The sequence below is a fragment of the Sulfuriferula sp. GW1 genome (assembly GCF_047300855.1).
Taxonomy (GTDB): Bacteria; Pseudomonadota; Gammaproteobacteria; order Burkholderiales; family Sulfuriferulaceae; genus Sulfuriferula.
Map to the genome: position 1 here is coordinate 3,297,225 of NZ_CP170197.1, position 26,576 is coordinate 3,323,800.

The 26,576-nt window shown below is 57.4% G+C and carries 26 protein-coding genes; 21 read left to right on the forward strand and 5 right to left on the reverse strand.

Annotated features, from left to right (window positions below):
- Positions 1–53: 53 nt before the first annotated feature.
- Positions 54–422: a sirohydrochlorin chelatase gene (locus tag ACFDAU_RS16165; protein WP_413437931.1), complete on the forward strand. Its 369-nt coding sequence runs from the start codon at positions 54–56 to the stop codon at positions 420–422.
- Between the two features lie 25 nt (positions 423–447).
- Here ACFDAU_RS16165 and ACFDAU_RS16170 read toward each other — a convergent pair whose 3' ends face one another.
- Entirely contained in the window at positions 448–672 is a 225-nt protein-coding gene (locus tag ACFDAU_RS16170) for an antibiotic biosynthesis monooxygenase (protein ID WP_413437932.1), read from the reverse strand.
- 139 nt (positions 673–811) lie between these two features.
- Here ACFDAU_RS16170 and ACFDAU_RS16175 point away from each other — a divergent pair, with 139 nt between their 5' ends.
- The 8 genes from ACFDAU_RS16175 (at position 812) to ACFDAU_RS16210 (ending at position 9,569) form a co-directional block, all read left to right on the forward strand.
- A complete protein-coding gene (locus tag ACFDAU_RS16175) occupies positions 812–1,933 on the forward strand; it encodes an amylo-alpha-1,6-glucosidase (RefSeq protein WP_413437933.1) in 1,122 nt (373 codons plus the stop codon).
- Between the two features lie 258 nt (positions 1,934–2,191).
- Entirely contained in the window at positions 2,192–3,403 is a 1,212-nt protein-coding gene (locus ACFDAU_RS16180; RefSeq protein ID WP_413437934.1) for a nitrate/nitrite transporter, read from the forward strand.
- A gap of 91 nt (positions 3,404–3,494) precedes the next feature.
- Entirely contained in the window at positions 3,495–5,183 is a 1,689-nt protein-coding gene (locus ACFDAU_RS16185) for a protein kinase domain-containing protein (protein ID WP_413437935.1), read from the forward strand.
- A gap of 54 nt (positions 5,184–5,237) precedes the next feature.
- On the forward strand, positions 5,238–5,813 hold the full coding sequence (locus ACFDAU_RS16190) for an ANTAR domain-containing response regulator (RefSeq protein WP_124703771.1): 576 nt from the start codon (positions 5,238–5,240) through the stop codon (positions 5,811–5,813).
- Positions 5,814–6,070: 257 nt separating this feature from the next.
- Positions 6,071–7,360, forward strand: coding sequence for a CmpA/NrtA family ABC transporter substrate-binding protein (locus tag ACFDAU_RS16195; RefSeq protein WP_413437936.1), 1,290 nt, complete (start codon positions 6,071–6,073; stop codon positions 7,358–7,360).
- Between the two features lie 26 nt (positions 7,361–7,386).
- Positions 7,387–7,800: a globin family protein gene (locus tag ACFDAU_RS16200; protein WP_413437937.1), complete on the forward strand. Its 414-nt coding sequence runs from the start codon at positions 7,387–7,389 to the stop codon at positions 7,798–7,800.
- Between the two features lie 76 nt (positions 7,801–7,876).
- A complete protein-coding gene (gene ntrB, locus ACFDAU_RS16205; RefSeq protein WP_413437938.1) occupies positions 7,877–8,767 on the forward strand; it encodes a nitrate ABC transporter permease in 891 nt (296 codons plus the stop codon).
- A gap of 10 nt (positions 8,768–8,777) precedes the next feature.
- Positions 8,778–9,569: an ABC transporter ATP-binding protein gene (locus ACFDAU_RS16210; RefSeq protein WP_413437939.1), complete on the forward strand. Its 792-nt coding sequence runs from the start codon at positions 8,778–8,780 to the stop codon at positions 9,567–9,569.
- A gap of 67 nt (positions 9,570–9,636) precedes the next feature.
- On the opposite strand, the gene ACFDAU_RS16215 is transcribed toward ACFDAU_RS16210, so the two are convergent.
- A complete protein-coding gene (locus ACFDAU_RS16215) occupies positions 9,637–10,479 on the reverse strand; it encodes a ferritin-like domain-containing protein (RefSeq protein ID WP_413437940.1) in 843 nt (280 codons plus the stop codon).
- Between the two features lie 61 nt (positions 10,480–10,540).
- Complete coding sequence (locus ACFDAU_RS16220) at positions 10,541–12,142, reverse strand: NAD(P)/FAD-dependent oxidoreductase (protein ID WP_413437941.1); 1,602 nt, start codon at positions 12,140–12,142, stop codon at positions 10,541–10,543.
- Between the two features lie 108 nt (positions 12,143–12,250).
- Here ACFDAU_RS16220 and ylqF point away from each other — a divergent pair, with 108 nt between their 5' ends.
- The 7 genes from ylqF (at position 12,251) to ACFDAU_RS16255 (ending at position 18,568) form a co-directional block, all read left to right on the forward strand.
- Positions 12,251–13,138: a ribosome biogenesis GTPase YlqF gene (ylqF, locus tag ACFDAU_RS16225; RefSeq protein WP_413437942.1), complete on the forward strand. Its 888-nt coding sequence runs from the start codon at positions 12,251–12,253 to the stop codon at positions 13,136–13,138.
- Between the two features lie 107 nt (positions 13,139–13,245).
- Positions 13,246–13,677, forward strand: a complete 432-nt coding sequence (locus ACFDAU_RS16230) for an Hsp20/alpha crystallin family protein (protein WP_413437943.1) — start codon at positions 13,246–13,248, stop codon at positions 13,675–13,677.
- 118 nt (positions 13,678–13,795) lie between these two features.
- The gene (locus tag ACFDAU_RS16235) at positions 13,796–14,785 is read left to right on the forward strand and encodes an LLM class flavin-dependent oxidoreductase (protein ID WP_413437945.1); all 990 of its coding nucleotides are present in this window, start codon (positions 13,796–13,798) and stop codon (positions 14,783–14,785) included.
- A gap of 359 nt (positions 14,786–15,144) precedes the next feature.
- Complete coding sequence (locus ACFDAU_RS16240) at positions 15,145–16,191, forward strand: NAD(P)-dependent alcohol dehydrogenase (protein WP_413437946.1); 1,047 nt, start codon at positions 15,145–15,147, stop codon at positions 16,189–16,191.
- Between the two features lie 28 nt (positions 16,192–16,219).
- Positions 16,220–17,107, forward strand: coding sequence for an NAD(P)-dependent oxidoreductase (locus ACFDAU_RS16245; protein ID WP_413437947.1), 888 nt, complete (start codon positions 16,220–16,222; stop codon positions 17,105–17,107).
- Between the two features lie 82 nt (positions 17,108–17,189).
- Positions 17,190–17,429, forward strand: a complete 240-nt coding sequence (locus tag ACFDAU_RS16250) for an ArsR family transcriptional regulator (protein WP_413437948.1) — start codon at positions 17,190–17,192, stop codon at positions 17,427–17,429.
- A 227-nt stretch (positions 17,430–17,656) separates the two neighbouring features.
- On the forward strand, positions 17,657–18,568 hold the full coding sequence (locus ACFDAU_RS16255) for a DnaJ C-terminal domain-containing protein (RefSeq protein ID WP_413437949.1): 912 nt from the start codon (positions 17,657–17,659) through the stop codon (positions 18,566–18,568).
- A gap of 491 nt (positions 18,569–19,059) precedes the next feature.
- On the opposite strand, the gene ACFDAU_RS16260 is transcribed toward ACFDAU_RS16255, so the two are convergent.
- On the reverse strand, positions 19,060–20,349 hold the full coding sequence (locus ACFDAU_RS16260; protein ID WP_413437950.1) for a hypothetical protein: 1,290 nt from the start codon (positions 20,347–20,349) through the stop codon (positions 19,060–19,062).
- A gap of 138 nt (positions 20,350–20,487) precedes the next feature.
- On the opposite strand from ACFDAU_RS16260, the gene ACFDAU_RS16265 reads away from it, so the two are divergent.
- Positions 20,488–20,871, forward strand: coding sequence for a DUF2513 domain-containing protein (locus ACFDAU_RS16265; protein ID WP_413437951.1), 384 nt, complete (start codon positions 20,488–20,490; stop codon positions 20,869–20,871).
- Between the two features lie 440 nt (positions 20,872–21,311).
- On the forward strand, positions 21,312–22,337 hold the full coding sequence (locus tag ACFDAU_RS16270) for a hypothetical protein (protein WP_413437952.1): 1,026 nt from the start codon (positions 21,312–21,314) through the stop codon (positions 22,335–22,337).
- A gap of 207 nt (positions 22,338–22,544) precedes the next feature.
- Here the strand turns inward: ACFDAU_RS16270 and hda are convergent, their stop codons facing one another.
- The gene (gene hda, locus ACFDAU_RS16275) at positions 22,545–23,252 is read right to left on the reverse strand and encodes a DnaA regulatory inactivator Hda (RefSeq protein WP_413437953.1); all 708 of its coding nucleotides are present in this window, start codon (positions 23,250–23,252) and stop codon (positions 22,545–22,547) included.
- A 66-nt stretch (positions 23,253–23,318) separates the two neighbouring features.
- On the opposite strand from hda, the gene ACFDAU_RS16280 reads away from it, so the two are divergent.
- From ACFDAU_RS16280 to lnt, 3 genes are read left to right on the forward strand one after another with little or no spacing between them, the layout of a single operon-like run.
- Complete coding sequence (locus ACFDAU_RS16280; protein WP_413437954.1) at positions 23,319–24,005, forward strand: NUDIX hydrolase; 687 nt, start codon at positions 23,319–23,321, stop codon at positions 24,003–24,005.
- Positions 24,006–24,022: 17 nt separating this feature from the next.
- Positions 24,023–25,087: a quinolinate synthase NadA gene (gene nadA / locus ACFDAU_RS16285; RefSeq protein ID WP_413439561.1), complete on the forward strand. Its 1,065-nt coding sequence runs from the start codon at positions 24,023–24,025 to the stop codon at positions 25,085–25,087.
- Position 25,088: 1 nt separating this feature from the next.
- A complete protein-coding gene (lnt, locus tag ACFDAU_RS16290; protein ID WP_413437955.1) occupies positions 25,089–26,576 on the forward strand; it encodes an apolipoprotein N-acyltransferase in 1,488 nt (495 codons plus the stop codon).

Below are 26,576 nucleotides of genomic sequence, written 5' to 3' on the forward strand. Positions count from 1 at the left end.
GCTGTCGTCGAACAGCATCACCCGTATCGAAATGCACTGAGCGCGACGCGGCGATGAACGGGCTGGTGCTGTTCGCCCACGGCGCGCGCGATCCGCAATGGGCGGCGCCATTCCAGCGCCTTGCCGAACTGGTCACCATCCAGCGTCCGGGCTGGCAGGTAAGCCTGGCCTATCTGGAACTGATGACTCCCAGTCTGGCCGAAGCGGTTGCCGCGCAAATCGGGGCGGGTGCCAGTCATGTCACGGTGGCACCATTATTCCTTGGCCCCGGCGGCCACTTGCGCCACGACTTTCCTATCCTGATGGACGCGTTGCGTACACGCTATCCCAATGTTGGGTTTGACACCCTGCCTGCACTCGGTGAAAGCGACACGCTGCTGGCAGCGATTGCTGCCTGGCTGGTTGCGTCGCTGCCGGGTTGACCGGCACACCCGAAGCAACGCTCCCCTATAGCACGCCTTTTTCCAGCGCTTGCAGATACAGAAAATCCGGTGTTTTTACGCCCGCCTGTTTTCGTATTTTCACCAGTTCAGGAGACTCGAAAAAACGCCGTGCGCGTTCCAGCGAAGACCATTCTGAAAAATGAACAAAGTGGTTTGCGTCGCGCTCGGATTTCAATAGCTGGTAGCTTATATGGCGGAAGCTCGTATACACAACGAGCCTAGCTTGCATTGATCGCATTTAAAAGATGTAAATATGCGTGATATGTGGAAGAGTACGGGCAATGCGAAAAACTGAAGACGCCTCTTTTCATACTTAAATGCCTTTAGCCCCCTCTCTATTGCAAGATTGTCTCCATGAATCCCGGCAATTGCTGCTGCGTAACCTGACGCCGCACGGCATCCTGGCGGCTTCACGCTCGCCTCAAGCCGAGCAACGCCGCTACACCCGCGTGTTCGGTCGGGACGCGGCCATTTGTGCACTTGGCATGTTGGTTTCAGGCGATCCAGAGCTCCGCGCAGGCGCAAAAAACGGGCTCATCACCCTGGCGCGCCATCAGGCCGAAAACGGACAGATTCCTAAATATGTCGACCCGGATGCCGATCAGGCCGATTTCTGGTATCTGGGCTGCATAGACGCGACGCTGTGGTGGCTGATTGCGGTCAAGTTTTATGCCCGCCACGAACCCGGCGAAAAAATCGAGGAAATCCTCGCACAGCAGATCAGCAAGGCGCTGGTCTGGTTACAATGCCAGGAGCACCCGCAGATTTTCCTGGTGCGGCAGGACGAGGCCAGCGACTGGGCCGACATCATGCCGCGCTCCGGTTTCGTGCTGTACAGCAACACCCTCTGGTACTACGTGAAACGCCTGTATGCGCTACCTCACGCGCAGCAAACAAAATTTCACTTCAACCACCTGTTTTACCCTTTCTCCAGCCAGGGGCCGGACTACCAACGGCTACGATTACTCACCCACTATGTGCGCAACGGCGCCAAGCGCGGAGAGCTCTACCTGAGCTTCGTCAATTTTTCCTTCTGGGGTGAAGAGGGTGACGTATTGGGCAACCTGCTCGCCATCCTGCTCGGCCTCGCCGACGATGGGCCTGCCAACCGCATCCTGCATGCCTTGCAACAGGCCTCGGTGAATCAGCCGTATCCGGGAGCAAGTGTGCTCGACCCTATCACCAGCACCAATCCGTTGTGGCGTTCCTATATGGGGCGCCATCGCCAAAACCTTGAATTTCAGTACCACAATGGCGGTGTCTGGCCATTCATCGGGGGGTTCTGGTCGATGGCGCTCGCGGCTCTCGGCAAGACGCAATCCGCACAGAATATGCTGGAAAAAATCGCCCGGGCCAACGCCTTGAACGGATGGCAATTCACCGAATGGTTTCACGGCAAGACCGGCGAGCCGCGCGGCATGCCGGGACAGTCGTGGAATGCGGCAATGTTTTTACTGGCCCATCACGCGTTGACGAACAAGGTATTTTAACCAATTACCGTGTTCGCAGGCAGCCCTGTCGGCTGCATCTTTTCACCGCTTCGGTGCAATGCTGCTGGCGCGCGCACCAAGCAGAGGCGCGATGGTCGTTTTTTCCGGAAAATATCCGCAACCAAAAATTAAACTCTTCTTATAAACAGCATCTTGCCGATGTTTTAAATACCTGGCACGCGCATTGCATTAAACCGTGCTGAGCGGCGGCCCGTAGAGCGCCGGATTTAAAATAACCGTGACCGCAGGAAGCTGAAAATGAACCAATCATTCTGGAAAGCCGGGCATCCGCCCACGCTGTTTGCCGCCTTTTTGTATTTCGACCTGTCCTTCATGGTGTGGGTGATGCTGGGCCCGCTCGGCGTGCAGATTGCCAATGATCTGGGGCTGAACGCCGCGCAGAAAGGCATGATGGTGGCCACGCCGATCCTGGCCGGAGCGCTGTTGCGCATCGTCATGGGGGTGCTGGTGGATCACCTCAAGCCCAAAAAAGCCGGGCTGATTGGTCAGCTCATCGTGATTGGCAGCCTGGGCTGGGCCTGGGTGGGCGGCATCCACAGCTACCAGCAGGTGCTGATTCTGGGCATGCTGCTCGGCTTTGCCGGGGCGGCGTTTGCCGTCGCGTTGCCGCTGGCGTCGCGCTGGTATCCGCCGCAACATCAGGGCACCGCACTGGGTATCGCCGGGGCGGGCAATTCCGGCACTGCGCTGGCGGCGTTGTTCGCGCCCGGCCTGGCGGTGGCATTCGGCTGGAACAATGTGTTCGGCCTGGCACTGATTCCGCTCGGGGTGGCACTGGCGGTTTATCTGCTGTTCGCCAAGGACAGCCCGGAATGCCCGCCCGCCAAATCCATGGCTGAGTACCTGCATGTGTTGCGCGACAAGGACGCCTGGTGGTTCATGTTCTTCTACAGTGTCACCTTCGGCGGCTTTGTCGGGCTGGCGTCCAGCCTCACCATCTATTTCAATACGCAATACGGTTTGTCGCCGGTCACCGCGGGGTATTTCACCGCCGCCTGCGTATTCGCCGGTTCGCTGGTACGCCCCTTCGGCGGCATGCTGGCAGACCGCATCGGCGGCATCCGCAGCCTGCTCATCATGTACAGCCTGTCTGCCCTGTTCCTGCTCGCGGTGAGTGCAGGCATGCCCTCGCCCATGCTGGCGCTGGCGGTGATCGTACCAGCGATGCTGGCGCTGGGCATGGGCAACGGCGCAGTATTCCAGCTGGTGCCGCAACGCTTCCGTCGCGAAATCGGCGTAATGACCGGCCTGGTCGGCATGGCGGGCGGCGTGGGCGGCTTCTACCTCGCTTCCAGCCTGGGTTATTCGCGCCAGCTCACCGGCAGCTACCAGACCGGCTTTATCATTTTTGCCTGCCTGGCACTGGTGGCGCTGGTCGGGCTGGCCAAGGTCAAAACCCGCTGGCGCACCACATGGGGCGCACCGGGCGTGGCGGGTGCGCGGATTTAGGACATCAGAAAGGGCCGGGCAGGACGCGCGCTGGAAATCAAATTACCCAGCGCCGGGTTATCCTGTCAGTCCCGTCCATCAGGCTTCTTCCATGCCCCTGCAACTCACCATAGCCCACACCTCTGCTGCCGGACCGCGCGAGCGCAACGAGGATTTCTGCGGCTTCGTCACGCCGGAGGGCGCACAGCTCACCGACAAGGGCGCACTGGCGGTGCTGGCCGATGGCGTGTCGGGCACCGCAGGAGGACGCGAAGCGGCGGAGTACACGGTGCGCGGGCTGCTCGCCGACTACTACGCCACGCCCGACACCTGGGAGGTGCAACATGCGCTGGACAAGGTGCTCGGCGCCATCAATCGCTGGCTGATTTCCCAGGCCACCACGCGCCGCGACCTGGCCGGCATGTCGTGCACGCTGTCGGCGCTGGTGCTGCGCGGCCAGCGCTACCATCTGGCACACGTGGGCGATTCACGCATCTACCGGTTGCGCGGCGAGACCTTCACCCAGCTCACCACCGATCACGTCTGGGACAGGCCCGACATGCGCCACGTGCTCAAGCGCGCGGTAGGGCTGGACAGCCACTTGATGGCGGACTTTGCCGAAGGCGCGTTGCAGACCGGCGACGTGTTTGTGCTGGTATCGGACGGGGTATGGGAGCCGCTCGGCGACCTCGGCATGCACAGCGCGCTCAACCTGCACCGCAACCCGGCGCAGGCCGCCGAAGTGCTGGTCAGGCTGGCGCACAAACAGGGGGGCCAGGACAACGCCAGCGCCGTAGTGGTGCGCGTGGACGCGGTAGCGGAGGACAACCTGCGCGACCACCTCGCCGCCGAGCGGCGCCTGCCGGTACCGCCCCGGCTCAAACCCGGTACCCGGCTGGATGATTTTGAAGTGATTGAAGTGCTGCACGAATCGCGCATGTCCATTCTCTACAAGGTGCGCAAACGCAGCGACGGGCGTCTATGGGTATTGAAAACGCTGCCTCCACTGGCTGCCAACCAGCCCGAATTTGCCGCTGCGCTGATCCAGGAAGAATGGCTGGCGAAGAAGGTCATCGCCCATTACTTCCCGCAGGTATTGCCGCTGGCGGGGGATGAACGCTCGGCGCTGTACTACGTGATGAGCTGGCACGCGGGTGCCACGCTGCAGCAGCATCTGGACGCCGGCCGGCATTTTTCCGTCGCTGAAGCCACGCAAACCGGCATCCGCCTGGCCAAGGGGCTGGGTGTGCTGCACCGGCTCAACATCCTGCACCGCGACATCAAGCCCGCCAACCTGCACCTGGGCGAAGACGGCAAGCTGCGCATCCTGGATTTTGGCGTCGCTGCCAGCAGCAGCCTGCATGACACGGGCGGCGGTGCGGGCACCCCCAGTTTCATGGCGCCCGAGCTGATCGCCGGCGCTGCCGCTACGGTACAAAGTGATTTGTATGCCGCCGGGGTCACGCTGTATTACCTGCTCACGCGCAAATATCCTTACGGCGAAATCGAGCCGTTTCAGCATCCCCGATTTGGCGATCCGACCCCACCCACACGCTACCGCCCGGAGATCCCGCAGTGGCTGGAAAACCTGTTATTGAAAGCCGTCTCACTCAACCCTGAAAACCGTTTTGAGACCGCGGAAGAAATACTGCTGGCGCTGGAACAAGGCGAACTCCGCCCGCTCGGTGCACCGCGTCGTACGCCGCTACTGGCGCGTGACCCGGCACGAGTTTGGCAGACCGTCGCGGTGTTTTCCATCGTGCTTAATTTGTTTCTGATCTATTTGTTGATCGTGGCATAAGCACAGTGTTTGCTTGATTCGGTAGCCCGTCTCTTAGTATTTGAAGGATACGCCATGTTGACAGTACTGATCGCCGATCATGACGCTACCCGCGCCGCCCAACTGGAACAGTCATTTCGCGATCAAGGCTATACGGTAGCCGATGTAGTGAGTTCGGCATTTGATCTTGCCGCCGCAGTCGCCAAGCATGCGCCGGACGTCATTATCATGGGTACCGATTCACCCGACCGCGATACCCTTGAACACCTGTGCATTGCCACGCGCGACTGTCCGCGTCCTGTGGTCATGTTTACCCCGGATGATGCCAGCGAATCCATACGGGCGGCGCTCAAAGCCGGCGTATCTGCCTATGTGGTGGATGGCATGGACGCCGAACGCATCCGGCCGATACTGGAAGTGGCGCGGGTGCGCTTTGAAGAGCACCAGCTCCTGCTGCAGAACGCCGCGGAAACGGCGCGCAAAACGCATGAACGCAGCGTGGTTGACGCCGCCAAGCAAAAACTCATGGCGCATCAGGGGTTATCCGAGGACGCTGCCTACCACGCCATGCGTCGTGCCGCCATGTCTGAAAACCGCCGCCTGGTGGAAATCGCCGAGTCCATTTTGCAGCAGCTCGGCCAGAGCAGCTGAACCATCGTTGTGCCGAAACACGAATCGTGTGCACTGCCATCGTGCGCGTTCAATCATGCACAGCCCATCCGGATTTCCAAAGAAATTGGGTTTAATTTAAGCAAATCAATTCGTTACATTGTTTAATTCAATGTGGCACGGCCTTTGCTGTGTAGCCCTTGAGTCCTGTCCAATGGCGGGCGGCACTCCGCAAGCGTTTTTTTTATTTTGCAGATACCGGAGACGGCAATCTGCACGCACATACGGAGCCAGCCACAATGAGCACGCAGCCGCACGACAGCCAAATTGACCTTACCTCTTCCACGCCTGAAAACACGCGCCGTGATTTCCTCAAAAAATCCACCGGCATCCTTGGAGCTGCCGCGCTGATGAACCTGGTCGCCCCCAGCGTACGCAGCGGGGCCTGGGCCGCCGGATCCGACGCGCCGGAAAAAACCGAGGTCAAAATCGGCTTCATTCCGCTGACCGATTGCGCCTCGGTAGTCATCGCCAGCGTGATGGGTTTCGACAAAAAATACGGCATCAAAATCACCCCCAGCAAGGAAGCATCCTGGGCCGCCGTGCGCGACAAGCTGGTGAACGGCGAACTGGATGGGGCGCACGTGCTGTATGGCCTGATTTACGGCGTGCAAATGGGTATCGGCGGGCCGAAGAAAGACATGGCCAATCTGATGACGCTGAACAACAACGGCCAGGCAATTACGCTGTCCGACCAGCTCAAGAACAAAGGCGCGGTGGACGGCGTCAGCCTCGCCAGGCTGATCAAGGCCGAGCCGCGCGAATACACTTTCGCCCAGACATTTCCGACCGGCACACACGCCATGTGGCTGTATTACTGGCTGGCGACCTACGGCGTCAACCCGTTCACCGAAGCCAAGGTGATTACCGTACCGCCGCCGCAAATGGTGGCCAACATGCGCGTCGACAACATGGACGGATTTTGCGTGGGCGAGCCGTGGAACGCCCGCGCCATCCACGACAAGATCGGTTTTACCGCCGTCACCACTCAGGAAATCTGGAAAGACCACCCGGAGAAAATTCTCGGCACCAGCGCCGAGTGGGTCGCCAAACACCCGAATACGGCGCGCGCCCTGATCATGGCCGTGCTGGATGCCTCGCGCTACATCGACACCATGAGCAACCGCACCCAGGTCGCCAAAATCATCGCCGACAAAGCCTACGTCAACACCGATTTCGCCTCCATTGAAGGCCGCATGCATGGCCAGTACGAAAACGGCCTGGGCAAAAAATGGCAGGATCCGAACTACATGAAATTCTTCAACGACGGCAAGGTGAACTTCCCCTATCTGTCCGATGGCATGTGGTTCCTCACCCAGCACAAGCGTTGGGGCCTGCTGAAGACCGACCCGGACTATCTGGCCGAGGCGCAAAAGGTCAACCAGATCAAGCTCTATACCGAGGCCGCCACCCAGCTCAAGATTGCCGTGCCGAAGAGCCCGATGCGCTCCGCCAAGCTGATCGACGGCGTGGTGTGGGACGGCAGCGACCCGAAGAAATACGCCAACAGCTTCAAGATCAAGGCTTAGCCCCACAAACATTCAAGGAAATAATCATGACGCCCGAGCAAATCACGCTAGTCAGATCCAGCTGGCAACAGGTTCTGCCCATCAAGGACACTGCCGCAGACCTGTTCTACACCCGGCTGTTTGAACTGGACCCTTCCTTGCGCAGCCAGTTCAAGGGCGACATGGCCGAGCAGGGGCGCAAGCTGATGACCATGATCAACACGGTGGTCAACAACCTCGACCAGCTGGGACCGATTCTGGGTACCGTTGCAGACCTGGGACGACGCCATGTCGGGTACGGGGTGAAAGACCATCACTACGACACCGTGGGAGAGGCCTTGATCTGGACGCTCGGCCAGGGCCTGGGCGAGGGCTTCACGCCGGCCGTAAAGCTGGCCTGGATCAACGCCTACATCACACTGGCCACCGCCATGAAGCAGGCTGCGTGCGCTACGACATGACGTGCGTTATTGCCCCGGCTGATCACTCCGACAAACATCATAGACGCGCGGCAAACAGCAATTAAGGAGATTCACCATGAGTGCCATATACGGAACCCTTCAACACAGCTCCACCGCTGAGGAAGACTCTGCGCCGCCCATGCTACAACCTGCGCAACCCGAACCCAGCGTGACCAAACCTGCATTCAACGCCAGGGAAAAGCTCGGCGCCGTGTTGCGCGTGCTGATCCCACCCTTGTTGGGCATCGCGGCCTTTCTCGGCATCTGGGCACTGATCGCGCAGGAAACAAGCAATCTCCCTGGTCCCTACAAAACCTGGCAGTCCGCCACGGCATTGTTCGCGCATCCGTTTTACAACAATGGCCCCAACGACCAGGGTATCGGCTGGAACATCCTGTATTCGCTCTATCGGGTGGGCCTCGGTTTTGGCATGGCCGCCTTGGTTGGTATACCGCTGGGCTTCATGATCGGCCGCTTCAAGTTCCTTGCGGCGATGACCGCACCCATCATCAGTCTGCTACGTCCGGTTTCACCGCTGGCATGGCTGCCCATAGGCCTGCTGGTGTTCCACCGCGCCGAGCCGGCCTCGATCTGGGTCATTTTCATTTCCAGCATCTGGCCGATGATACTCAACACCGCCGTCGGCGTGCGCCAGATACCGCAGGATTACCTCAACGTCGCTCGCGTGCTGAATTTGTCCGAGTGGAAGGTATTCAGTCGCATCCTGTTCCCCGCCGTGGTGCCGCACGTACTCACCGGAGTGCGCCTGTCGATCGGCATTGCCTGGCTGGTGATCGTCGCGGCCGAAATGCTCACCGGCGGCGTGGGCATCGGCTTCTGGGTATGGGATGAGTGGAACAACCTCAACGTCGCACACATCATCATCGCCATCTTCGTGGTCGGCATTGTCGGCCTGCTGCTGGAACAGATACTGGTACTGATTGCCAAGCGCTTCAGCTACGAATAAGGAAACCGTCATGGAAAAATTTGTACAACTGGAAAAAGTGGATGTCACGTTTCCCACCAAAAAAGGCGCATTTCACGCGTTGCACAATATCAATCTGAATATCGCTCAGGGACAATTTTTTACCCTCATCGGCCACTCCGGCTGCGGCAAATCGACCCTGCTCAACGTGGTGGCCGGCCTGCAGGATGCCAGCAGCGGCATGGCGCTCTGTGCCGGGCGCGAGATCAAGGGACCGGGGCCGGAACGCGGCGTGGTATTCCAGAATCATTCGCTGTTGCCCTGGCTCACTTGCCACGACAACATCTACCTCGCTGTGGAGCGCGTGTTTGGTCGCCAGGAAAGCAAAGCCCGACTCAAACAGCGCACCGTTGACGCGCTGGCCCTGGTAGGGCTTGCCCATGCCGCACACAAACGCCCGCATGAAATCTCCGGCGGCATGAAGCAACGCGTCGGCATTGCCCGCGCGCTGGCGATGGAACCCAAAATACTGCTGATGGACGAACCGTTCGGGGCGCTCGACGCGCTGACCCGCGCACATCTGCAGGACGAGTTGATGAAAATCGTTGCCACAACACAAAGCACCGTCATCATGGTGACCCATGACGTCGACGAAGCGGTGCTGCTGTCCGACCGCATTGTGATGATGACCAACGGTCCGGCTGCCACCATCGGCGAAATCCTCACGGTGGACTTGCCGCAGCCGCGCGACCGCCTGGAGCTGGCCAACAACGCGCATTACCATCACTTGCGCGCGCGCGTGCTGGAGTTCCTGTACCAGCGCCAGATGCGGCCTGCAGCCTGAATTCAGGCGGGTGCTGGCGACGCCTGGTGCAACGCCATAAACCAGTACCTGCCGCGCATAGCGCCCATCACGGCGCGATGACGCGTTGTGCCTGGCGCATCAGCAGCGGCATTGCCATGCGGTTGATAAAGCCAGGCAGGCGCATCGGTTTGAGCAGCATTTTCACCGTCATTTCGTAAGGGTAGTCGGCGCGCGCCCAATGTCCGGCGTTGTGTTGGAAACGCTGAAAATCTTGAAGGCTGAATTTCAGTCCCGGGTTGCGTACCTCAAATGCGTTTTTTACCGCCAGGTAGGCATCTTCCTGACCGATCTCGCCCAATCGCTCACGCAGTACACGTGCCACTTGCCAGCGTGACGGGCGCTCTATCTCGCGATAGCGCAGGAAAAAGTGGTAAAAATATTTGAAATGCCCCACTTCGTCGCTGCGAATATGTCCTACCAGTGCGGTCAGTACGGGTTCCGGACTGATCTTGTGCAATAAGCCATACAGGCCCGAGGTGCCGGTTTCCACAACACAGCGCGCCACCATTTCCAGCGCCCGCGTAGGCTCCAGCAGTTCGGGTTTGCAGAACGGGCGATAATCCGCGCAGAAACCATCGAACGCAGCCTGCCAGTCAAACGCAGGCCATACCGTTTCCACGTAGCGGCGCAAGGCGCGGCCATGCTGCAGCTCCTCCGGTTCCCAGCGCTCGCGCAACCATTGGGTGACTTCGGTATCGCCCTCCATATGGCCCAGCAGATTGTGGGTGAATAAATCAGAAAAACTCTCCACAAATGATGCGCCCGCCAATACATAAAACCACGTCTCTTCGTTGACAATGCTCTCGTGCGCGATGCGATCAAATGCAATCTGGTCTAGCGACCATGGGTGGGGTGCGCCAAAGGGCAGATGTGTATCCGGGTCTGGCATATTAAACTCACCTGTTTGTTGTTTGTTGTATGAGGTCTGACCAAAACGGGTGCCTGAGGTTCTATTGAGTAACAATAGCCAATGCTACGGCCTCAGCAACTTTGATGCCATCTACGGCAGCAGACAAAATCCCGCCTGCGTATCCGGCGCCCTCGCCTGCCGGATACAGACCTTGCGTATTGAGGCTCTGATAGCCTTCGTTGCGGGTGATGCGTATGGGTGAGGAGGTGCGCGTTTCCACGCCGGTGAGTACCGCATCATGCATGGCAAAACCGCGGATTTGCTTGTCGAACGCCGGTAGTGCCTCTCGTATTGCGGCAATAACATAATCCGGCAAGCTGCTGTCCAGCGTACCCAGCTTCACGCCCGGCGTGTAGGACGGCAACACCGTACTGAATTCGTTGGACGCGCGCCCGGCAATAAAATCGCCCACCAATTGCCCCGGTGCACAGTAATCACGGCCGCCCAGCTCAAACGCTTGGGTTTCCCAGTGGCGCTGAAAAGCAATCCCGGCCAGCGGATGACCAGGATAGTCGTCGGGGGTGATGCCCACCACGATGCCCGCATTGGCGTTGCGCTCGTTGCGCGAATACTGGCTCATGCCATTGGTGACCACGCGCCCCGGTTCGGAAGCCGCCGCCACCACCGTGCCGCCCGGGCACATGCAAAAGCTGTATACCGTACGACCATTTTGCGCATGATGGACCAGCTTGTAGTCGGCTGCTCCCAGCTCAGGATGGCCGGCGCGATCACCAAACCGGCAGTGATCTATCAGCGACTGCGGATGCTCAATGCGAAATCCCACCGAAAACGGTTTGGCCTCGATATGCACACCGCGCTGGTACAGCATTTCAAAGGTATCGCGAGCGCTGTGCCCCACCGCCAGTACCACATGGCGTGCAGCGATGTGCTCGCCGCTGGCCAGCGTCACGCCGCGCACCTGGCCATCTTCGATGTCCAGATTATCCACGCGGCATTGAAAGCGTATTTCGCCTCCCAGCGATTCAATCGTGGCGCGAATTTTTTCTACCATGCCGACTAGCCGGAACGTGCCGATGTGCGGCTTGCTGACAAATGCAATCTCCGGCGGCGCACCCGCCTTGATGAATTCGGCGATCACCTTGCGCCCCAGGTGCTTGGGGTCCTTGATCTGGCTGTAGAGCTTGCCGTCCGAAAACGTGCCCGCGCCGCCCTCGCCGAACTGCACATTGGATTCCGGATTCAGCACCCCATTGCGCCACAAGCCCCAGGTATCCTTGGTGCGCTCACGCACCGCCTTGCCGCGCTCCAGGATGATGGGGCGAAACCCCATCTGCGCCAGAATCAGCCCGGCAAACATGCCGCACGGCCCGGTGCCGATAACCACCGGACGCTGGGTTGGATGCGCCGCAGCCTGGGCAACAAAGTGGTAGCTGGTGTCCGGCGCGCGCGCGACCTGCCGGTCATTTTTCAGGCGGCGCAGCACCGCCTCCTCGTCTTTGACCTCGACATCCAGCGTATAGGTAAAGGTAATCAACGGGCGCTTGCGCGCATCATGCCCGCGCCGAAATATCGTGTAGCCGAGCAGTGCTTCGTCTGCGATGCCCAAGCGGCGCAGTATTTCCGCCCTGAGGGCAGCTTCAGGATGGTCGAGCGGGAGCTTGAGTTCGGTGATACGCAGCATGTGTTGCCTTCAATCAGGAGCCAATGGCCCATTTTACCGTGCAACGGCAGACAGCACGCGGGCCTTGCCTGAGGTAAAATAAGCTTTTGATTAGATTGTAAATTACGCATGGCCATCCAATGGTATCCCGGACACATGACCGCGGCGCGCAAAAAGGCCGCCGAAACCATGGCGCAGACCGACATGGTGATCGAGGTCGTCGACGCACGCCTGCCCGAAGCCAGCAGCAATCCGATGATTGCCGAATTGCGCCTCGCACGCCAACGCCCCTGCCTGAAAATCCTCAACAAGGCCGATCTGGCCGACCCGGCAGCGACGCAAGCCTGGCTCAAATTCTACAACGCCCAAAAAGGCGTCAAGGCGGTGGCGCTGTCATGCAAAAAAGCTGCCGATGTCGCCAAGATCCCTGCGCTTTGCCTGGCTCTGGCGCCGCACCGAGGCACGCCGATCAAACCGCTGCGCATGATGATCATGGGCATCCCCAACGTCGGCAAATCCACATTAATGAATGCGCTGCTCAAACGCCGTGTAGCCAAGGTGGGCGATGAACCCGCGGTGACCAAAAGCCAGCAGCGGCTGGTACTCAACGACAGCATGACGCTGATAGACACCCCCGGCATGCTATGGCCGAAAATCGAACACGAACGCGACGGCCTGATGCTGGCAGCCAGCCATGCGGTGGGGCGCAACGCGGTGATCGACGAAGAAGTGGCTACCTTCCTTGCCGACAGCCTGGTTGCAAATTACCCGGCCCTGGTGCAGGCGCGTTATGGCTTTACGCTGGATGAAATGGATGGCGTCGGCGTCATCGAGGCCATCGCCAAACGCCGCGGTTACCGTTTGAAGGGCGGCGAAGCGGACCTGGAAAAAGCGGCGTTGACCCTGTTGCAGGATTATCGGGACGGCTCGCTGGGACGCGTCAGCCTGGAGACTCCCGAGCAACGGCGCAGCATGTTAAACCCGCCTGACGCACTGGAGACAAATGTCCCGGAATAGCGTGCGAACAGCCCTTGAAATTTCTTCAGCAGTAAACATATCTGTCTCAGGCAGGCATTCATTCGGTTGACTGCCAGATGATCAACCTGAAAAGAAGGAGTTTTGAAATGGCCAATATTTCCCGTTACGATCCTTTTGATTTCACTGTCGAACCATTCGATGACCTGTTCCGTGGCTTTTTCCGCCCGGTGCGCTCTACCAATAGCGAGGCTGCCGTACAAATCAAGATGGATGTGAAAGAAGATGAACAGGGCTACACCGTGCATGCCGATGTACCCGGCGTGAAAAAGGAAGACATTCACGTCACCATCGATGGCAACCAGGTCTCGCTGAGTGCTGAAGTCAAACGCGAAACCGAGAACAAGGAAGGTGAAAAACTGTTGCGCTCGGAACGCTACTTCGGCAAAGCCTATCGCAGCTTTACCTTGGGCAGCGAGATCGACGATGCAGCCGCAGAGGCGAAGTACCATGATGGCGTGCTGGAATTGCGCTTGCCGAAAAAAGCCACGGCTGCAGCCAAGCGACTGGAAATCCATTAAAACTTTTTATTTTTCCAGGCGGCGTTAGCCGCCTTTTTTATGGGTGTATGGTTTAGCACTCACGAACATAATCCAGATTTAGTCTTGTCTTTGTGGCTATCGCTCCCATGTCGAACGCATGATTCCCTTTTCCATCCTTGATCTATCCCCAATCGTTGAAGGCGGCGACGCTGCCCAGTCGTTTCGCAACACGCTTGATCTTGCCCGGCACGCAGAGCGCTGGGGTTACCAGCGCTTCTGGCTGGCCGAGCATCATGGCATGCCCGGCATTGCCAGCGCCGCGACCGCTGTCCTGATCGGGCATGTCGCGGGCGGCACGTCGACCATCCGCGTCGGTGCCGGCGGGATCATGTTGCCCAACCATTCGCCTCTGGTGATCGCCGAACAGTTCGGAACGCTGGAATCGCTCTACCCGGGACGGATTGACCTGGGTCTCGGACGCGCGCCAGGCTCGGACCAGCTTACCGCACGTGCCTTGCGCCGAAATCTCGCTTCCGATGCCGACCAGTTTCCCCGGGACGTCATCGAACTGATGGATTACTTCGCGGCAACGCAACGGCACGCGGTTCGCGCCGTTCCGGGCGCCGGCCTGAATGTTCCGATATGGATTTTGGGCTCGAGTCTTTTTGGGGCACAACTGGCTGCGAATCTGGGTCTGCCCTACGCATTCGCGTCGCATTTTGCCCCGGCGCAAATGATGCAGGCGCTTGCCTTATACCGCGCCACCTTCAGGCCGTCCGCCCGTCTGGAGAAACCGTATGTGATGCTCGGCTTCAACGTGTTTGCGGCAGATTCGGAAGCGGAGGCGCAATTTCTCGCCACCTCAATGCAGCAAGCATTTGTCAGCCTGCGCAGCGGCCATCCCAAGCGTCTGCCGCCACCCGAGAACGGCTATATGGATCGCATCGGTCCCCCCGAACGGGCCCTCCTGGACCAGGTGCTGTCATGCTCGGCAATTGGCTCAAGCGACACAGTAAAGCTTAAGCTGGAAGCATTCATCGAACAAACCGGGGCGGATGAATTGATGATCACATCGCAGATTTTCGATCATTCTGCGCGCCTCCGGTCATATGAAATCGTCGCCAATCTCCACGCAGCGTTGGGGTGACAACCCGCTCTCATCCTAATGCCCCCGCTTCACGGCCCGCTTTCCCTGGCGCTTGCTTGCGAACCAGCGCTCCAGCACCAGAGACAGGCCGCCGCCTGGTCAAGCATCGAATAGTAATGCGCTCAAATGCCTTTCATGTTTTTCGGGGAACTATCGCCATCCGCCAAATGCCTCATAGTCAGTAAAGGCATGCCGCCCTATTTCAACACCTTCAGTAAGGCGCTTTGCCATTGCTTGTGTTCCCTGACTGGATGGCTGATCGCCGCTCCCAGTCCTGCCCGGTTTCGTGGAGCCACATCAGTCACTTGATCGGCTCTTTATCGTACCAATGAAATATTGTTGGCCTGGAGAAAATCACCATGATTCACAGTAAAGCCTACGCTGCGCTCAGCGCATCGAGCCCCCTGACCCCTTTCGAAATCCAGCGCCGCAATCCCGGCCCCGAAGACGTACAAATCGACATCCTGTTTTGCGGTGTCTGCCATTCCGATCTGCACACCGCCCGCAACGAATGGGCAAACACGCTATACCCCTCCGTACCGGGCCACGAAATCGTCGGCCGGGTGGTCGCCGTAGGAGACAGGGTAACGGGTTTTAAGGTGGGTGACCTGGCAGGCGTGGGTTGCATGGTCGATAGCTGCGGGCATTGCCATCCCTGTGATGAAGGCGAAGAACAGTATTGCGAAAACGGTTTCACGGGTACGTATAACGGCCCGGTCTTTGGTGGCGAGAATACTTACGGAGGATATTCCCAGACCATCGTCGTCAAGGAATCATTTGTTCTGCATATCCATCATGACGAGAAGGATTTGGCGAATGTGGCGCCGCTATTGTGTGCCGGGATTACTACCTACTCGCCGCTGCGGCATTGGAAAGCAGGCCCAGGCAAAAAGGTCGGAATCGTCGGTCTCGGCGGCCTGGGGCACATGGGTGTCAAAATCGCTCACGCCATGGGCGCCTATGTGGTGCTGTTTACCACTTCTCCCGGCAAAATCGAGGATGGCAAGCGGCTGGGCGCTGACGAGGTATGCATTTCCTCTGACCCTGCGCAAATGACAGCGCATGCCAACCAGTTCGACTTTATCCTGAATACGGTCGCGGCTCCCCATGATCTGGATGCATTCCTGCAACTCCTCAAACTCGATGGCACCATGACGCTGGTAGGTGCTCCGGCTGCGCCGCATCCGTCTCCGAATGTTTTCAACCTCATTTTCAAGCGCCGCCAGCTGGCTGGTTCACTCATAGGAGGCATACGCGAAACGCAGGAGATGCTGGACTTTTGTGCCCAACATGACATTGTTTCGGATATCGAACTCATCAACATGGACTATATCAATACCGCCTACGAGCGAATGCTCAAGAGCGATGTGAAATATCGTTTCGTCATCAACATGGCGAATTTGTAAAAACCACTGAACTGATTTTTGGAGAAGAATGATGAAAACAGGATTTATCGGACTGGGGAAAATGGGCGCAGGCATGGCCTCCCGCCTGTGTCAGGCAGGATACGAGCTGACCGTCTACAACCGATCTGCAGAACGGCTGCAGCCGCTGATTGCGGCAGGCGCCAGGGCCGCGAAAAATATTGCGGAAGTTTGCGATGCCGATGTGGTTTTCACCATGCTGGCCAATGATGCCGCGCTGAGTGAAGTGACACTGGGCCCTTCCGGCATTCTGGAGCATCTCAAGCCCGGCGCCATACACATCTCCTGCAGCACCGTAAGCGTCGCCTTGTCCGCACAGCTTGCCGAGGCGCACCGTGAAAAACAGCAGGGTTTTATTGCGGCGCCTGTATTCGGCAGGCCGGATGCCGCCGCAGCCGGTAAGCTTTTCATGGTCGCGGCTGGCAAACAGGACCTCATCGCCAGGGTTCAGCCATTGCTGGATATTCTGGGCCAGCGTACTTTCGTCGTGTCCGATGATCCTGAAAAGGCGAATCTGGTGAAGTTGAGTGGCAATTTCCTGATTGCAACGGTGATCGAGTCGCTGGGCGAGGCCATGGCGCTGGTGGAAAAAGGCGGCGTAGATCGGCATCAGTATCTTGATCTGCTCACCTCCAGCATATTCAATGTACCTCTGTACAAGAACTACGGCGGCATGATTGCCGATCGCCATTTTGAACCTGCCGGGTTTGCCGCTCACCTGGGCCAAAAAGACATGCGACTGGTTCTGGCCGCAGCCGAGGAATTGAAAGTGCCGCTGCCCTTTGCCAGTATCTTGCGCGATCGTTTTCTGGATTTGGCGGCTCATGGCGGTGATAATCTCGACTGGTCAGCCGTAGGCAGCCTGGCGGCGAAAGATGCGGCGATCATTTCTGGTTGAGTGCGTTGCGGAATTTTTAAGGGATTTTCCCCATGGCGCCAACACTTCGATTGCTTTTTAATATTCGTGGGAGGTATTTGCGGTGCACCAGGTTCTGCAATACCTTAAAAAACACGGCGAGAAACTCGACTCCGAGATCGCCCGTGACACAGGCATCACACTGGCGAACGTGCGCCTCTCCATATCAAAACTCACCGCCAGCGGGGAGGTGATCGTGTGCCATTCGATTCGGTTTGAAAAAGGCGAGAAGAGTGAGGCGACACTCTGTCGGGTGGCGGGATATATTCCGCCTGTAGCCCCTGGAAGAAAACCGAAAGCGTAGAACATAACTGTAGTGTGTAACAGACTGTTCACCGCACGGTGCAGCCCTTGGGGAATGCATCAAATCGGACCGTTACGGTCTGTCAAGCTAACCACAGCATATGTCTGAATTTCAGCCGAAGCAGCCCTGAGCAGTAACAGCCTGGTACTTCCGCTATTGGCAGGAAGGCGGACTTGTCACCACTTTATCCTTGAATTTTGGTTCCGAAACGGCCTTAAAATAAACGAATGAATCCTTATGTAGTGTTGGGCTTAAGAGCGGAAGCGACAAGCAAAGACATCACCGCCGCGTATCGACGCCTGGCGATGCGCTGGCACCCGGATCGGCATAGCGATAACGACAAAGCTAATGCCGAGGTGCGGTTTAAGGAGATCAACGCGGCGTACATGCTTTTGTCAGATCCTTCCCGCCGCTCGGCGCATGACCAGCCAGCCCCGCGTCAGCGTGGCCATCGTACTTCCTCGGGCAAACAGCCTCATAGCGCCTCGCGGCCTCCCGCGCCCAAGCGTGGCATCGATATTAAGGTGACTCTAACGGTTCCTTTAGATATGGCATTACGCGGTGGGCGGAGTCAAGTTTCATTGCAAAATGGCTCAAGCCAGCAGCACCGTGCAGAGCGAGCGAACAAGTGGCAACCTTGTCCTCAATGTGCTGGTAGTGGCATGCTGAGCGCGCGCAGCTTATGTTCGGGCTGCGCGGGTCGCGGATATTTGAAACCCGACAATTATTCGAGTCGCTCAACCAGCACCAGCGAAACAACGGTATTTTTGCCCAAGAATTTGATCGACGGCCATGTGATCAAATTACGCGAAATGGGGCACCCTGGCGAGGGCGGCGGCTATAGCGGCGATTTGTTTGTAAAAATCCGAATCGCCGCGCCCGAAGGCTGGAAAATAAAAGGTGCTGATATCCATGGTTCGATTGTCGTTGCGCGCGCATTGGCCTGGCAGGGAGTTGAGATCAAAGTACGTCTTCCTCACGGCGTGGAGGCGCGAGTTGAGCTTCGGCCGCAAACGCCATCCGGCGAGATAATGAAGCTCGCCCAGCAAGGTCTCTACGATCCGGAGGCGCGTAAGCGGGGTGATGTTTATTTGCGCGTGAAACTCGATCGCGCACCACAAGTCACTACGGATATTTGACATCCGCGCTTCATCAAACAGGTTATGACGGGTTCTACGAGCGGGCCGCTGTGAAATTGCGGCATTGCCTGTTTCTTTCCAGTATCTCAATAAGTGAGTTCAACTGGGACCTCACGCGCAAATATGCGATGAAGTTCTTGCTTGACTGTCGCCGGCATAATTTGATTTTGCTGTAAGAATTACTGAACGAAGTAGCATGGTAGCTAATCTTTGGCCTTTGCTGCCGGTGGAGTAAAGAGCAAGTCATGTCTGCCATGCACTGTACAGCGGTCGTTGGTTAGAAATTCAAGCGGAGTGGCCGCCTCTCAAATCTACGACCACGTACTTTCGACCCGGAACGGCCCTTCGCAGCTTCTTTCCCAACGACTGGAATTCGGCCAAGGCCGCCGTTGGCAGTCCAACTGAATTAGGTCTGTTGTGGGCTGGTAAGCAGTCGTTCTGAAACAATTCGCTCGAAGGTCAGCCCCGCAAACTTCGGTAGCTTTGGGCTGCTATTTCCGTGCGGGCTTGCCGTACCTCACCGCCACCTCAACCTGCTGCCTAATGGTGTCGCGTAACGCTGCGTTTTCTTTCAGGCAGTTCATCTGATCGAGATTCCAACGCTTCGTGTTGCAGTAATCAAGCCAATGTGCCGCTCCGCATCGCGCGCGAGTGACGCGTGAATCGTAATCGAACGGGTTTAGACAGTCCGGTAGATCTGAGAGTTGCGGATCGACGACGTGTACAACCAGCTCATCGCGACGTGCCATCTCGTTCTGAATGCGAAAGTTAACATGTCGATCGCCAAAGCCATAGCCGATGATGGTGAGTTGATCGACCTGCCGCAGGATGCCATCGAAGATCGCCAGCTTCTCTTCGCCCATCTTTGTCTTAGCGACTCTGCTGTATTTGCGGCCACCGGTTAGGATAGCCTTGCTCATGAGGTCCAGCTCGCCGTTCGGACCGGTTATGGCTCGCTCCCTACCCGACGGCATTAGTCTCCCTTGATAGAAATAACCCATACCCTGAATTCTGTGAAAATCGCGGATCAATTCGCTCGATGATATCCGCTGAAGAGTTGGATTAAGGATTTCTTCGCTGTCCCGATATTGGTGTTCGGTAAGGCTGCCATGCAACTTCACGAGATTAATTCCTCGCTGCCCGCGCATGAATCCGGTACTACCGGCGTTGTAGGTCGATCTATCAATACTAGAAAAAGCAACGCAATCATGCATTGCCAAATTACTGACCGGGAACACTCGCTGATTCGTGGCTCCATAGGTGATCGGAATACCGAAATCGATCGCAAGGCACTCGAGAAACAGGTCGTGATTAAGTGAAACAACCCAAGTTTCCCCCTGATCCGACAGAATATTGTCGAGCTTGGAGAACCACTGCGCGTTCTTGGGATATAGCACTTCGTAGGCGATAGCCTGATACAGCGACAGAACCGTATGGATCATGTCGTACAGGACTCCGAACACAAAGTGGTATGAATCCCTATCGGACTGGGAGTGGCCGGCGGTAAATCGCTCGGTTCTTTCCTGAATTATCGTCAGGAATTCCTCATAGTTTGTGCCCTTGTCCCGCTTGTACTGCAGCAGTAGTGAAAATGCTTCTTCAATCGCCTTGCTGTTGATTGGTCGATCATTGCCGAATGGCTCTTGGTGTGCCATTGTCGCCGAGAGCTTAGTGGTGTTCGCCTCATTGAACATGCCGAGGAAGACCTCGGTCATTTCACTGGAGATTGGCATTCCCAGGTCGTACGAAAACCCAGCGCCAAGTAGAAGGGCTATCTTCATATTTTTCCGTTTTTTGCTGCCCACTGATCAACGTGACATATTGCCTGACAACGCCTCAGCGAGGTTCTCAGACCTTCTTCAGATAGCATATGATAAGGAACGCTATCGTTCACTCTTAAATATAACAAAGGACCACTCGTGAAGCGCGACCTGGACTTGATTCGTGAAATCCTTCTTGGCATTGAAGCCAACGCTACAGGCAAGGTGGCTCCGGTGCCTGTGCTCGGCCTCAACTTCGGTATCGAGAAGCACACAACCGAAGAGATTGCCTACCACGTCACAATGTTGATTGATGCTGGCTATGTCAGGGGCAAGCAAAGCGCCTTACAAAGCCATCCTCTTGTTGAAGGGCTGACCATGAAAGGTCACGACTACCTGGACGCGATCCGCGACCCTATTATCTGGAACAAGACAAAGGAAGGCGCCAGGAAGGCAGGCGGCTTTACCTTGGAGCTGCTCGGAGAGTTGGCCAAGGGCCTCGTCAAAACCCAGATCGAAAAACACACCGGGGTGAAGCTGTGACTACCCTACTAACGCACCCAACCCTACCCTCATCACTGCCGGTGCGCCACCATCTGAACAGATCGGAGCACTTGTGCCCGATTGCCTTGTCAACGTCGGCAACCCGGACGACACCGATCTTTCATTGTATCCGACGTCAGCGGCTGCAATGGCCGACTAGCTGGCTATCACCGCGAAATTCTGAGCAACAGCATTGTGATCAGTAAGCTGCCATTACTCATGAAATTGTTATCAGGCCGGAACGGGTCGATAGTACGCGGTCGCATATTTGAGAAGCCGCCACCTAGCTTGTATTTCTAATCAACGCCCGGTGTGCAACGCATAGCAGACATGATTTACCATAACGCCACCGGCAGCAACGGCCGAGAACCAGATACGTTGCCTGGTAGTGGAACACTGAGCATGGTAAAAAGTGACGTATTTCCTTCGGAGAATCCGAATTGAGCGATGAACAGGACGCGGCAAAATCAAAATCCGTCAAATTAGTGATCCCGGAAATCCCGGAGAACATTAAGCCGATCCTTGAAGCTATCAATGAATTTCAATCGCAACGGTCATGGGTTGTTGCTACTCAGAATATTCCAAACTACGCAGCTCCTTGGCTAGAAGCGACGAGGGCGTTCGCTGAGTCCATGAAACCCTTTGCTCTCTGGGTGAATGAGCACAACAATGAAATCGCTCGCATTGGCAGTACCTTTCAGACAGCAAGTGCAAAACTTGGCGCAACGCTTCTGCCAATGATGAAACGGTTCGAGACCGGCTTAGCGAACCTTGCGCCTGTCATTGATGCTGCGTTGAAGGCTTACAAAGCACGCCTTGAATCGTATCCCAGTCTTGCTCAGCACTTTGAGCTACTGGCTAAGCATGGATGGTTTCTCAGTCTCTTCTTCGGTTTGAGCGAATTCGATGAAATAGCCTCAGCTGCTGGGCAGGATATTAAACAGTTAGAAAAACTTTTGGCAGAGGCATATCGAACATCCGTTGAAGAGCATGTAGCAGAAATTGTTCGTGAGTTTCCTGAGCGAGAGTTCGCAATCAAGCCAGCAGTGGCTGCTCACCTTCGAGGTGAGTATGCATTATCGGTTCCGGTGTTTTTTGCTCAAGCGGATGGAATTTGCGCATCTACTGTCGGGAAGCATATCTTTACGGGAAAACAGGGAGGCGAACGCCACATCTCTTCTCTGGCAACAGAGGAGATTGCCAAGCTAAACCTTGAATCAGAAAATGGTTTAATGCTGCTGACATTGCTTGAGATCGCGCTCTGGAGTCCTTTGACAGAACATCAGCCCATTGCATTCAACGATGCAAGGCGTGAAGAAATGGGCTACTCAGGACTGAACAGACATTGCGTACTTCATGGCGAATCTTTGGACTACGCAACGGAGACAAATAGTCTTAAAGCATTCTCGCTCCTAAGCTATGTAGCATCACTGCTTGCAAAAAAGAAAGATGGAGCTGAAGGCTGAGACAGGTTTGCTGCCGGTAGCAGCCTGATTCAGGCCTAAACTCAAACGACTGCTTTGGCCGAAAATCAGACGTTCACTACGACCACGATGACTGACCCCCAGACGCCAAGCGAACCATCAATCCGAGCAACGCTGAGTTCCGATTTGCACAATCGGAACCGACGGTTTCTATCGGGGCGTTTTCAACACCCGCTTCCGAAGACCTTTTTATTCAGCGCGCAAAACTTCCCGCAACAGCGGCACCGTAATCGGCCGTTTGGTTGCCAGTGAATAGTGGTCGAGCGTATCCAGCGCCGCCAGTAATGACGGGAGGTCGCGCCGCCAGTGGCGCAGCAGGTAGTCCGCTACGCCGGGTTGCAGGTCGAAACCGCGCCCGGCCGCACGGGTCGTCAGCGCCTGGACTTTTTCTGCATCGGTCAGCGCCTGCACCTGATACACCAGCCCCCAGCCCAGGCGCGTAGTCAGGTCGATGCGTAACTCAAGTTGAGCGGGCGCGGCGTTGCCCGCGACCAGGATTCGCCCATGGCCTTCGCGCACCGAGTTGATCCGGTTGAACAGGTCGATCTGGGCGTTGGCGTCGAGTGTGTCGACATCATCCACCGCCAGGAAATCGGCCGGGGTATCTGCCGCATCGGCAAACGCTGACGCAGGGAGGTAATTCGCCTCCATCCCGCATGTTGCTGCGCTAGCCACCGCCGCCTGCAACAGGTGCGTCCTGCCGCTGCCGGGTGCGCCCCAGAGATAGAGTTGGCGCTCATTGCCCTGCCCCGCTGCGAGCTCGCAGACGGCGTGCAGCAATTCCGCATTGCAGCCCATGACAAAATTGTCGAGGCTGGGGGCGGGTGGCGCAACAATGTCGAGCAGCAGTTGTTTCATGCGCCGCATTTTAACAGGCATCGCGCGGGGTTCTGGCATGGCCATGCAAAATCTGCTTGACATAGTGTTCATGCAACACTATCTTGTCGGTGTATTTTGTACACCATGGCCAATCATCCAATGAAACCGTTTTGCTATGACTATCCGCACCCGGCGGTCACCACCGACATCGCGCTGTTCACGATTCGTGAAGAGCGCCTGGCGGTATTGTTGATCCGGCGTCGTGCCGCGCCGTTCCAGGGCAGCTGGGCACTGCCGGGCGGCTTTGTCGAGATGGACGAGTGTCTGGAAGACTGCGCGCTGCGGGAGCTGGCCGAAGAAACCGGGGTGACGGGCGTATATCTGGAACAGCTCTATACCTTCGGCAAACCCGACCGCGACCCGCGCGAGCGCATCATCAGCGTGACCTATTACGCATTGGCGCCCAGCGAAATCCTCTCGCCGGTGGCGGGATCGGATGCGGCGGAAGTCGCCTGGTTCGCGATGGATGCACTGCCGGAACTGGCTTTCGACCATCGCGAGGTGATCGCGCTGGCCCAGCAAAGGCTGCGCGCCAAACTGGATTATTCCACTGTGGCATTTGGATTCATGCAAGAGGAGTTCACTCTGGGCGAATTGCAAAAAGTTTACGAAACCATACGCGGCGAAGCGCTGGACAAGCGCAATTTCCGCAAGCACATCCTGGCGCTTGATTTAATCAGCGAAACCGGCACCAGCCGCCGTGTCGGTAACCACCGCCCGGCAAAACTCTACCGCGTGCAGCACCCCGGCGCGGTGCTTTATATCAAGTGAGGCCGACCATGAAGATCATGCCCCTGATCCAGATGCCCAAAGCGCCCAATATCATTGCGCCGCCGATGGTGGAAGAGCAGCTTACCGACAGCGTGCGCGCAACACTGATCGCGCGCATCAAGCAGTTGATGCTGCAGCAAAACGCGGTGCTGGTGGCGCATTACTATACGTCTGCAGACATACAGGACCTGGCTGAAGAGACCGGCGGCTGTGTTTCGGATTCGCTGGAAATGGCGCGTTTCGGTCATGCCCATGCTGCCCGCACGCTGATTGTGGCTGGGGTCAAATTCATGGGCGAAACCGCGAAAATCCTTAACCCGGAGAAGCGCGTATTGATGCCGGATCTGCAAGCCAACTGCTCACTCGATCTGGCCTGCCCTGCGGATGAGTTTTCTGCATTCTGCGATCAGCATCCGGAACGTGTCGTGGTGGTGTATGCCAACACTTCGGCTGCTGTGAAAGCGCGCGCCGACTGGGTGGTGACCTCCGGCACGGCGGTCAAGATCGTCGAGCACTTGCATAAACAGGGTAAAAAAATCCTGTGGGCGCCGGACAAATATCTGGGTGATTATGTGCAAAAAACCACCGGCGCCGACATGCTGTTGTGGCAGGGCGCGTGTGTCGTGCACGAGACATTCAAGGCCGAGGCGCTGCAAAAGATGAAGCTCGCTTACCCGGACGCTGCTGTGCTGGTACACCCGGAGTCGCCCGCCGCGGTGATTGCGCTGGCCGATGTGGTGGGCTCCACGACGCAGTTGATCCGCGCTGCGCAAACCCTGCCCAACCAGACCTTTATCGTTGCCACCGATAATGGCATTTTTCACAAAATGCAGGCGGTTGCACCCGGCAAAACCTTCCTCGAAGCCCCGACCGCGGGTACAGGTGCGACGTGTATCAGTTGCGCGCATTGCCCATGGATGGCGATGAACGGACTGCAAAAACTGGCGCAGGTGCTGGAATCCGGGGATAACGAAATCCATATTACCGAGCCAGTTCGCAGCCGTGCCGTGCGCTCTATCCAGCGTATGCTGGACTTTGCCGCCGAGCAGCAGATTGCGCCCCGGATGCGCGGGGCGGCTTGATTTGGCACATCCTCTGCGTGTTCCGCGCTGGCATTTCATCACCGCGCCGTTGCTGGGCGCGGTCAGCGTATTCGGTTTTGCACCGTTTTATGCGTTTGTCATCCCCCTGTTCAGCCTGGCCGGACTGATCTGGCTATGGCGACACCAACATAGCGCGCGCCAGGCAACGCTCAGCGGATTTTTATTCGGGCTGGGCTATTTCGGCAGCGGCGTGTCCTGGATATACATCAGCCTGCATACCTACGGGGGCATGGCAATGCCGCTGGCAGTGCTGGCGACGGCCCTGTTCTGTGCGTTTCTGGCCTTGTTTCCCGCCGCTGTGGGCGGCTTGCAGCACGCTTTGCGCAATGCCGGCGTGGCGCGCTGGCTATTGGCAGTACCCGCGCTATGGGTAGTCGGGGAATGGGTGCGCGGCTGGATTTTTACCGGTTTTCCCTGGCTCGCCATCGGTTATTCGCAAGTACCGGCCAGCCCGCTGGCGGGTTTCGCCCCGCTGCTGGGTGTGTATGGTGTATCGCTGATACTGGCGCTCAGCGCAGCGGTATTGGCGCTGGGGCGCTTGCGCTATGTGCTGATGGCCGCAGCGCTGTGGCTGGCGGGTTGGGGTTTGGGCCAGATTCACTGGACGCAGCCTGTTGGTGCGCCGGTCGCAGTGAGTCTGTTGCAGGGCAATATTGCCCAGGATATGAAATGGCAACCGGAAAAGGTGGTCAGCACCCTGCGCGATTACCGCGAAATGGTGGCTGCCAGTCCGGGCCGGCTTATCATCCTGCCGGAAACCGCCATTCCGGTATTTTACGACCAGGTGCCTGCCAGCTATCTGAATGATTTGGCAGAAACTGCGCGCGCCCATGGTGGTGACGTGCTGGTAGGGATGCCGGAACAATTCCCGGATGGCCGCTACTTCAATAGCGTGCTGAGCTTTGGTACCGCATCCACGCACACTTACCGTAAATTTCACCTGGTGCCATTCGGCGAATACATCCCGATGAAATGGCTGTTCGGATGGATTATCAATGTGCTGCATATCCCGCTTTCCGATTTCGCACGCGGTGATGCCTATCAGGTACCGATGCCGGTGGCGGGCCAGCACGTGGCAATGAATATCTGTTACGAGGACGTGTTCGGCGAAGAAATCATCCACCAGCTGCCGCGCGCCACGTTGCTGGTGAACGTCAGCAATGATGCATGGTTCGGCGATTCGGTAGCGCCATGGCAACATATGCAGATTTCCCAGATGCGTGCACTGGAAACCGGGCGCTACATGCTGCGCGCCACCAATACCGGCGCGACGGCCATCATTGATACCCAGGGACGAGTACTGCACGAGCTGCCGCTGTTCACCCGCGCTACGCTTAATGGTTCAGCTCAGGGATATCAGGGGGCAACGCCATTTGTGGATTGGGGTAATCATGCCGCGTTGCTGCTATGCGCTTTGATGCTGGGAGCGGCCGGGATAATAATGTGGCGCAAGGCTGCGCAACGGTAG

Coding starts and splice junctions, on each gene's coding strand:
- ACFDAU_RS16165 (WP_413437931.1), top strand. CDS start 54: ATGAACGGGCTGGTGCTGTTCGCCCACGGCGCGCGCGATCCGCAATGG.
- ACFDAU_RS16170 (WP_413437932.1), bottom strand. CDS start 672: ATGCAAGCTAGGCTCGTTGTGTATACGAGCTTCCGCCATATAAGCTAC.
- ACFDAU_RS16180 (WP_413437934.1), top strand. CDS start 2,192: ATGAACCAATCATTCTGGAAAGCCGGGCATCCGCCCACGCTGTTTGCC.
- ACFDAU_RS16185 (WP_413437935.1), top strand. CDS start 3,495: ATGCCCCTGCAACTCACCATAGCCCACACCTCTGCTGCCGGACCGCGC.
- ACFDAU_RS16190 (WP_124703771.1), top strand. CDS start 5,238: ATGTTGACAGTACTGATCGCCGATCATGACGCTACCCGCGCCGCCCAA.
- ACFDAU_RS16195 (WP_413437936.1), top strand. CDS start 6,071: ATGAGCACGCAGCCGCACGACAGCCAAATTGACCTTACCTCTTCCACG.
- ACFDAU_RS16200 (WP_413437937.1), top strand. CDS start 7,387: ATGACGCCCGAGCAAATCACGCTAGTCAGATCCAGCTGGCAACAGGTT.
- ntrB (WP_413437938.1), top strand. CDS start 7,877: ATGAGTGCCATATACGGAACCCTTCAACACAGCTCCACCGCTGAGGAA.
- ACFDAU_RS16210 (WP_413437939.1), top strand. CDS start 8,778: ATGGAAAAATTTGTACAACTGGAAAAAGTGGATGTCACGTTTCCCACC.
- ACFDAU_RS16215 (WP_413437940.1), bottom strand. CDS start 10,479: ATGCCAGACCCGGATACACATCTGCCCTTTGGCGCACCCCACCCATGG.
- ACFDAU_RS16220 (WP_413437941.1), bottom strand. CDS start 12,142: ATGCTGCGTATCACCGAACTCAAGCTCCCGCTCGACCATCCTGAAGCT.
- ylqF (WP_413437942.1), top strand. CDS start 12,251: ATGGCCATCCAATGGTATCCCGGACACATGACCGCGGCGCGCAAAAAG.
- ACFDAU_RS16230 (WP_413437943.1), top strand. CDS start 13,246: ATGGCCAATATTTCCCGTTACGATCCTTTTGATTTCACTGTCGAACCA.
- ACFDAU_RS16235 (WP_413437945.1), top strand. CDS start 13,796: ATGATTCCCTTTTCCATCCTTGATCTATCCCCAATCGTTGAAGGCGGC.
- ACFDAU_RS16240 (WP_413437946.1), top strand. CDS start 15,145: ATGATTCACAGTAAAGCCTACGCTGCGCTCAGCGCATCGAGCCCCCTG.
- ACFDAU_RS16245 (WP_413437947.1), top strand. CDS start 16,220: ATGATGAAAACAGGATTTATCGGACTGGGGAAAATGGGCGCAGGCATG.
- ACFDAU_RS16255 (WP_413437949.1), top strand. CDS start 17,657: ATGAATCCTTATGTAGTGTTGGGCTTAAGAGCGGAAGCGACAAGCAAA.
- ACFDAU_RS16260 (WP_413437950.1), bottom strand. CDS start 20,349: ATGAAGATAGCCCTTCTACTTGGCGCTGGGTTTTCGTACGACCTGGGA.
- hda (WP_413437953.1), bottom strand. CDS start 23,252: ATGCCAGAACCCCGCGCGATGCCTGTTAAAATGCGGCGCATGAAACAA.
- ACFDAU_RS16280 (WP_413437954.1), top strand. CDS start 23,319: ATGGCCAATCATCCAATGAAACCGTTTTGCTATGACTATCCGCACCCG.
- nadA (WP_413439561.1), top strand. CDS start 24,023: ATGCCCCTGATCCAGATGCCCAAAGCGCCCAATATCATTGCGCCGCCG.